Origin of the sequence: Acidiphilium sp., assembly GCF_049977125.1 — a bacterium.
Lineage (GTDB): Bacteria > Pseudomonadota > Alphaproteobacteria > Acetobacterales > Acetobacteraceae > Acidiphilium.
Map to the genome: position 1 here is coordinate 19,896 of NZ_JBMFGY010000039.1, position 7,297 is coordinate 27,192.

The window sequence follows — 7,297 nt, forward strand, 5'->3', positions numbered from 1 at the left end:
GGCGTCAGCCCCGCGCACTCTCCATCGCCTCGACCACCATCTCGCGCAATCGCGGCTGGATATGAGGATTGCCGGCCACCACATCCCCCGTCACGCGGTCATGCCCGGCCGGATCGGTCGCATACCCGCCGGCCTCGCGCACCAGAAGCACGCCCGCCAGCACGTCCCAGGCCTGCGTGCCGAGTTCCCAATAGGCGTCATACCGTCCCGCCGCGGTCCACGCCAGATCGAGCGAGGCCGCCCCAACCCGGCGCACCCCGGCGGTTTCCGGCATCAAGGCGCCCAGCACCCGCGCGAACGCCAGCCGATTGCGCGGTGCCGTCTTGGCGAACGGAATCCCGGTCGCGAACAAACACGCCGACCAGTCCCGCCGCGCCGAAACCCGCAGCCGCTTGTCGTTCAAATACGCCCCGCCACCCTTTTCGGCCCAGTAGATCTCATCCAGCGCCGGCGCAAACACCAACCCCGCCACCACCTCGGACCCGCCATCCGGCAGCCGCTTTTCCAGGGCAATCGAGATCGCCCAGTTCGGAATCGCATGCAGAAAATTGGTCGTCCCATCCAGCGGATCGATCACCCACCGCCACGCCCAATTCTCCGACCCGCGCGGCCCGCCCTCCTCACCCAGAAACGCATACCCCGGCCGCGCGCGCTCCAGCTCCTCGATCAGAGTCTGCTCCGAACGAATATCCGCCTGACTGACGAAATCCGAAGGCCCCTTCACGGAAACCTGCAAATGCTCGACCTCGTTGAAATCCCGGATCAACCGCTTCGCCGCCTTCTGCGCCGCAGCCACCATGATCGTCATATGCGCGGAACGACGGGGAACCATGTGAGACACTCCAAGTGGTTAAGAAAGGGAAGGGGGCTCTGCCCCCTTAACCCCCGCCAGGAACTTAGTTCCTGGACCTCATCTGAAACTAGCGGGGTCTGGGGCCTAAGGCCCCAGCGGGGGTCCAGGGGGCAGCGCCCCTTGGCCTTACCTACCCTTTGGCGCGCTCCACATAGCTCGCGTCTTCCGTGCGCACGACGACGCGTTCGCCGGCTTCGACGAAGGGTGGCACCATGGTTTTCACGCCGTTGGCGAGTTTCGCGGGTTTGTAGGACGATGACGCCGTCTGGCCTTTGACCACCGGGTCCGCCTCGACGATTTCGAGGGTGACGGTGGCGGGCAGATGGATGCCGACCGGATCGCCTTCGACCAGATCGACCACGACGGGCATGTTATCCTGCAAAAACGGCAACTGATCCCCGAGCAGGTCCGCCGGCACCAGAAACTGCTCGAACGTCTCGCCGTCCATCAGTACCAGATTATCGCCATCCGTATAGGAATAGGTGTAATCCCGGTTATCCGTCATCAACCGCTCGACGGTATCGGCGGTGCGCCAGCGTTCGTTGGTTTTGTTGCCGGTCTTGAGGTTGCGCATTTCCACCTGGATGAACGCGCCGCCCTTGCCGGGCGTGATGATCTGCTGCTTGAGCACGGTCCAGCGGTTGCCGTCATGTTCAATGACCTGGCCAGCGCGGATAAGATTCGCCTGCTGCTTCATAAATACACACTCGATCTGCGATAAGGATGGCGCGGCTTAGCCCGGTGCGGTGATTTGGGCAAGGCTGACCCGTCATTGCAGGGCGTCCAGGATCAGATTGAGCCCATCCCGATGCCACCGCTGCACCGATTTATGATCCGCCCCCAGCACTGACCCCAGCCGCCGCCACGGGTACAAATACCGCCCGGTGAGCGGATGGGTCAGCGCCCGCGCGCCCAAAATCCGCCGCAGCACGAACCGTTCCTCCGGAATGATCGCCAGCCACCCCAGCGCCTCATCCATCCGATCGATCGCCGCGCCCGACGGATGCGGCGCGCGTATCCGTGCCGGTTCCCAGCCATAGGCATCGAGCGCGCTATGCACCACCTCATAGCGCATCATCCGCAGATGCGGCGAGTAGCCGGAATTGGGCAGCGCCAGAAGGGTCGATCCCGCATCCTCAAGCCGTTCGGTTAGTGCCGTGAGCGGATGGGCGGCGGTGGTGATGGCCGGGCAGGGGCGTATCATCACCCGTGTCGCAACCCCCGACCCCAGGACCGCTCCAGCCGATTGCGCGCGCACAATATTCATGGCGCGCACTCCCCGCGCTCGGCGGAGAGCGGCACATAAGCCACCCCTTCCAGCACCGTCCCCTTTGTCAGAATCCCCCATGAAATCGGGTGTCCCGCCGCGAGCGGCTCCCGGTTCGGATCATCCTCCGCCCGCCGCACCGGTTTGCGTGGCGGTACCGGCCCGCCCAACGCCTGGATCCGCCGGCCCCGCTCGATGATCGTGTTGCGTGACAATCCGAGCACATCCCCGATCGCGGCCCAGGTCGCGCCATCGGCGCGCATCCGGCGGATCGTGTTGTCAGCGGCGTCAGTCCAATCGCGTCGTTTGGCCATCGCTCAACTCCTTGGTTACAGGAGGAACGATACGGGAACACTATCTTAATGTCAATATAACTAACAATTAGCCTGACAAATTTCCTGCGTCCATGAACCGCGCCCGGGTCACGGCATCCCCCTGCAGCGCCGCGCGCACCGCCGCCACCCCCCGATCATCCGCAAGCACCACCACCCGCGAAAACCACGGCACCGCGCCCCGCGCCCGCGCCAGAAACAGCCGCCCCAGCGCTTCCGCCGCCGGGCCACGCGGCGCGCAGCACGCACACCCCACCCCATGCAGCGGATTTCCGGCCACAAAAAACCGCTCATGCGCAACGCCCGCCGGCACCACCGCATCACCCGCCGCCAGCACCGCGTCGCCCGCCGCCACCTCCCCGCCGAACACCACAGCGATTCGCATCATCCGCCTCCTTCGTCGCACATTGGAAAAGCGCGATCCGTGCTATATCGTTCTCCACCATGAGCAATCCCCCCCTTCTCGAAGCCCTTCGACACCACGTGCTGCTCTGCGACGGCGGCATGGGTGCGCGCGTGCAAGCCCTCACCCTCAATGTCGAGCGCGACTATTGGGACAAGGAAAACTGCACCGAGGTGCTCAACCTCTCCCGCCCCGACCTGATCCGCGAAATCCACCGCAGCTATTTCGCAGCCGGGGCGGACATGGTGGAAACCAACAGCTTCGGCGGCTCCCCCATCACGCTCGAAGAGTTCCAACTCGGCAACCGCGCCTTCGAGATCAACCGCATCGCCGCCGAGCTCGCCCGCGAAGCCGCCGAAACCTTCGCCGATGCCCGCACCCGCTACGTCATCGGCAGCGTCGGACCCGGCACCAAACTCCCCAGCCTCGGCAACATCGCCTACGACCCGCTCGAATCTGCGCTCACCGAGCAATGCCGCGGCCTGATCGCCGGCGGCGTCGATGCCATATTGATCGAAACCTGCCAGGACACGCTGCAGATCAAAGCCGCCGTCAACGGCGCCAAAATCGCCCGCGCCGAACTCAAGCGCGACATCCCCATCTTCGTCCAGGTCACCGTCGAGACCACCGGCACCCTGCTGGTCGGACCAGACATCGCCGCCGCCAGCACCGTCATCCACGCGCTCGACATCCCGCTGATCGGCCTGAACTGCGCCACCGGCCCGCAGGAAATGGCCGAACACGTGCGCTACCTCTCACAAAACTGGCCCGGCCTGATCTCGGTCCAGCCCAACGCCGGCCTGCCCGAACTGGTCGACGGCGCCACCCACTACCCGCTCGGCGCCGCCGAACTCGCCTCCTGGATGGAACGCTTCGTCCTCGAAGACGGCATCAACCTGGTCGGCGGCTGCTGCGGCACCTCGATCCCGCACATCGAAGCCCTCAACGCCATGCTGACCAAATTGGGCAACCCGCGCCCCACCCCGGTCGCCCGCAAATCCTACTGGGTCCCCTCGGTCGCCAGCCTCTACGGCGCCACCCCGCTGCGCCAGGAAAATTCCTATTTCTCGATCGGCGAGCGCTGCAACGCCAACGGCTCGAAAAAATGGCGCGAACTCCAGGAAAACGCCGATTGGGACGGCTGCGTCGCCATGGGCCGCGAACAGGTCGCCGAAGCCTCCAATGCGCTCGACATCTGCACCGCCTTCGTCGGCCGCGACGAGCTGTACGAAATGAACGAAGTCATCACGCGCTTCACGTCCTCGGTCAACGCGCCGTTAGTGATCGACTCCACCGAAACCCCGGTCATCGAAGCCGCCCTCAAACTCCACGGCGGCAAGCCCATCATCAACTCGATCAATTTCGAAGACGGCGAACACATCGCCCGCGAACGCCTCACGCTCGCCAAAAAATTCGGCGCCGCCATCATCGCGCTGACCATCGATGAAGTCGGCATGGCCAAGGAGCCGCAGCAGAAACTCGAAATCGCCCGCCGCCTGGTCGATGTCGCCTGCAACCAATACGGCCTGCCCCAGTCCGACCTGCTGATCGACCCGCTCACCCTCACCATCGCCACCGGCAACGAGGACGACCGCAAATTAGGCCAATGGACGCTCGAAGGCATCAAACTGATCCGCGACGAGTTCCCCGACATCCAGATCATCCTCGGCCTCTCCAACATCTCCTTCGGCCTCAACCCCGCCGCCCGCGCCGTCCTCAACTCGGTCTTCCTCGACCTCGCGGTGAAGGCCGGCATGACCGGCGCCATCGTCCACGTCAGTAAAATCCGCCCCCTCCATTTGATCTCCCCCGAAGAGATCGAAGTGATGGAAGACCTCATCTACGACCGCCGCCGCGAAGACTACGACCCGCTGCAAAAAGTCCTCGCCATGTTCGCCGACCGCAAAGCCGCGCAAGCCACCAAAAAAACCCGCGCCGAAACCGTCGAAGGCCGCCTTCGCGACCGCATCATCGATGGCGACCGCAAAGGCCTCACCGACGAACTCGACGACGCCCTGCAAACCCACAAACCGCTCGACATCATCAACAACATCCTGCTCGACGGCATGAAAGTCGTCGGCGAGCTGTTCGGCGCCGGCAAAATGCAGCTCCCCTTCGTCCTGCAATCCGCCGAAACCATGAAAGCCTCGGTCGCCTATCTCGAACCCAAAATGGAACGCGTCGCCGGCCAGGAAAAAGGCACCATCGTCCTCGCCACCGTCAAAGGCGACGTGCACGACATCGGCAAAAACCTGGTCGACATCATCCTCACCAACAACGGCTACCGCGTCGTCAACCTCGGCATCAAAGTCCCGCTCGCGGACATGGTCGCCGCCGCCCGCCAACACCGCGCCCACGCCATCGGCATGTCGGGATTGTTAGTCAAATCCACCGTGGTCATGCGCGAAAACCTCGAGGAAATGACCCGCCAGGGCCTCGAAATCCCCGTCCTGCTCGGCGGCGCCGCCCTCACCCGCAACTACGTCGAAGACACCTGCGTCGAAGCCTACGCCGGCGGCCGCGTCGCCTACGCGCGCGACGCGTTCGATGGCCTGCATCTGATGGACAAAGTCACCGGCAACGCGTTCGACGATTACCTCGCCGCCCTGCAAGCCAAGCGCAAAGGCAAAACCCGCAACACCAAGCGCAAACTCGGTGAAGCCGATGCCCGCGGCTTCGCCCCGGTCGATGTCAACGCGGCCCAAGCCCGCCGCCGCCGCCTCACCGAAAACCTCGCCGTCCCCACCCCGCCGTTCTGGGGGCCGCGCATGGTCGAAACCCAGGCGAAATCCCTGGTCCCCTTCATCAACGAACGCTCGCTGTTTCAGTTCCAATGGGGCTTTCGCAAACAAGGCAAATCGCTCGATGAATTCCTCGGCTGGGCCCGCCAGGAACTCCGCCCGATCATGAAGCGCATGCTCGCCCTCTGCGAAGCCGAAGACATCCTCAAGCCCCAGGCCATCTACGGCTACTGGAAAGCCGCCGGCCAGGGCAACGACCTCATCCTCTTCGAGCAGGATGGCACCACCGAGATCGCCCGCTTCACCCTGCCGCGCCAACCCCGCGAAGACGGTGACTGCATCGCCGATTTCTTCCGCGACATCGAAGATGCCGAACGCGACGTCATCGCCCTGCAAATCGTCACCATGGGCCAGAAATCCTCCGAAACCGCGCGCGAGTGGTTCGAAGACAACCGCTACCAGGATTACCTGTATCTGCACGGCCTCTCGGTCGAAATGGCCGAAGCCATGGCCGAACACACCCACAAACGCATCCGTGCCGAATGCGGCTTCGCCTCGGAAGACGACCGCGACATCGAAAAAATGCTCGCCCAATCCTACCGCGGCTCCCGCTACAGCTTCGGCTACCCCGCCTGCCCAAACCTCGAAGACCAAACCCAACTCTTAAAATTGCTGGACGCCGCCCGCATCGGCGTCTCCCTCTCCGACGAACACCAACTCCACCCCGAACAATCCACCAGCGCCATCGTCGTCCTAAACCCCAAAGCCAAGTATTTTTCAGTATGAGGAAGTAAAGCGCTTCTTTTTGTAAAAAGAAGCAAAAACTTTCATTCGATTCCGCTCCGTGCCGCTCGGGCGCCGTGCATCATCCTTGACCGTAAGGCGAATTTACCTTACATTCATTGCGTCCCAAGGAATCCCCGATGCCCGCACAAACCATCACCGCCAAAGGCCAGATCACCCTCAAACGCGATCTCCTGCAACATCTCGGCATCACGCCCGGCGAACGCATCGAGTTCGAAAAACTCCCTAACGGCGAAATCCGCCTCCGCGCCGCCCGTCCCGCCGCAACGATCGAACCCTTCCTCGGCCTCCTCGCCGGCAAAACCTCGAAAATCGCCACCCTGCAGGAACTCGACGAAGCCGCCGCCGCCTCCTGGTCCGCCAAACGGTGAAGATCACCGCCGATACCAACGTCCTCATCCGCGCCGTCGTCAAAGACCACCCCGCCCAGGCCGAAGCCGCCAGCGACATCCTCCGCCGCGCCACCCTGATCGCAATCCCCCTGCCATGCCTCTGCGAATTCGTCTGGGTGCTGCGCCGCGCCTACGATTTCAACGATACCGACATCGCCGCCGCCATGCGCGCCCTCCTCGCCACAGATAAAGTCGCCACCAACCGCCCCGCCGCCGAAGCCGGCCTCGCCCACCACGAAGCCGGCGGCGACTTCGCAGACGGCGTCATCGCCCACGAAGGCACCTGGCTCGGCGGCGAAACCTTCACCTCCTTCGACCGCAAAGCCACCACCTTGCTGGCCCGGCAGGGCAAGAAAATTAACCTGCTTCCCTGACCGGTCGAAGTGAAAACGAAGTAAAGCAAGCGCTTCTTTTTGTAAAAAGAAGCAAAAACTTTCAATAATTCAACAACCGTAGGGCGTGTGTGGACGGCCCTTCTGATGCAAGAGGGTTTGGCGAAAAATTT

At 63.4% G+C, this 7,297-nt stretch carries 8 protein-coding genes; 3 read left to right on the forward strand and 5 right to left on the reverse strand.

The genetic code is table 11. The features are described from left to right. Positions 1–4: 4 nt before the first annotated feature. From ACP5E6_RS08405 to ACP5E6_RS08425, 5 genes are all read right to left on the reverse strand, one after another. Entirely contained in the window at positions 5–832 is an 828-nt protein-coding gene (locus ACP5E6_RS08405; protein ID WP_427953744.1) for an inositol monophosphatase family protein, read from the reverse strand. A 151-nt stretch (positions 833–983) separates the two neighbouring features. Then, on the reverse strand, positions 984–1,550 hold the full coding sequence (gene efp, locus ACP5E6_RS08410) for an elongation factor P (RefSeq protein WP_427953746.1): 567 nt from the start codon (positions 1,548–1,550) through the stop codon (positions 984–986). A 72-nt stretch (positions 1,551–1,622) separates the two neighbouring features. Then, on the reverse strand, positions 1,623–2,120 hold the full coding sequence (locus ACP5E6_RS08415) for a DUF6362 family protein (protein WP_427953748.1): 498 nt from the start codon (positions 2,118–2,120) through the stop codon (positions 1,623–1,625). Next, on the reverse strand, positions 2,117–2,434 hold the full coding sequence (locus ACP5E6_RS08420) for an AsnC family protein (protein ID WP_427953750.1): 318 nt from the start codon (positions 2,432–2,434) through the stop codon (positions 2,117–2,119). Before ACP5E6_RS08420 ends, ACP5E6_RS08415 begins: the two co-directional genes overlap by 4 nt. A 67-nt stretch (positions 2,435–2,501) precedes the next feature. Next, complete coding sequence (locus ACP5E6_RS08425; RefSeq protein ID WP_427953752.1) at positions 2,502–2,837, reverse strand: hypothetical protein; 336 nt, start codon at positions 2,835–2,837, stop codon at positions 2,502–2,504. Positions 2,838–2,896: 59 nt separating this feature from the next. Between ACP5E6_RS08425 and metH the strand changes: the two genes are divergently transcribed. The 3 genes from metH to ACP5E6_RS08440 all read left to right on the forward strand — a co-directional run bounded on the left by metH (position 2,897) and on the right by ACP5E6_RS08440 (position 7,166). Further along, complete coding sequence (metH, locus tag ACP5E6_RS08430; RefSeq protein WP_427953754.1) at positions 2,897–6,382, forward strand: methionine synthase; 3,486 nt, start codon at positions 2,897–2,899, stop codon at positions 6,380–6,382. Positions 6,383–6,519: 137 nt separating this feature from the next. Continuing rightward, positions 6,520–6,771 (forward strand): AbrB/MazE/SpoVT family DNA-binding domain-containing protein, encoded by a 252-nt coding sequence (locus tag ACP5E6_RS08435; protein ID WP_427953756.1) that lies wholly within the window; start codon positions 6,520–6,522, stop codon positions 6,769–6,771. Further along, positions 6,768–7,166 (forward strand): type II toxin-antitoxin system VapC family toxin, encoded by a 399-nt coding sequence (locus ACP5E6_RS08440; protein ID WP_427953758.1) that lies wholly within the window; start codon positions 6,768–6,770, stop codon positions 7,164–7,166. Before ACP5E6_RS08435 ends, ACP5E6_RS08440 begins: the two co-directional genes overlap by 4 nt. Positions 7,167–7,297: the final 131 nt, after the last annotated feature.

What these genes read in the sequence shown, in the direction of transcription:
- ACP5E6_RS08425 (WP_427953752.1), bottom strand. Translation starts at nt 2,837, where the DNA reads ATGCGAATCGCTGTGGTGTTCGGCGGGGAGGTGGCGGCGGGCGACGCG.
- metH (WP_427953754.1), top strand. Translation starts at nt 2,897, where the DNA reads ATGAGCAATCCCCCCCTTCTCGAAGCCCTTCGACACCACGTGCTGCTC.
- ACP5E6_RS08435 (WP_427953756.1), top strand. Translation starts at nt 6,520, where the DNA reads ATGCCCGCACAAACCATCACCGCCAAAGGCCAGATCACCCTCAAACGC.
- ACP5E6_RS08415 (WP_427953748.1), bottom strand. Translation starts at nt 2,120, where the DNA reads ATGAATATTGTGCGCGCGCAATCGGCTGGAGCGGTCCTGGGGTCGGGG.
- ACP5E6_RS08420 (WP_427953750.1), bottom strand. Translation starts at nt 2,434, where the DNA reads ATGGCCAAACGACGCGATTGGACTGACGCCGCTGACAACACGATCCGC.
- ACP5E6_RS08405 (WP_427953744.1), bottom strand. Translation starts at nt 832, where the DNA reads ATGGTTCCCCGTCGTTCCGCGCATATGACGATCATGGTGGCTGCGGCG.
- efp (WP_427953746.1), bottom strand. Translation starts at nt 1,550, where the DNA reads ATGAAGCAGCAGGCGAATCTTATCCGCGCTGGCCAGGTCATTGAACAT.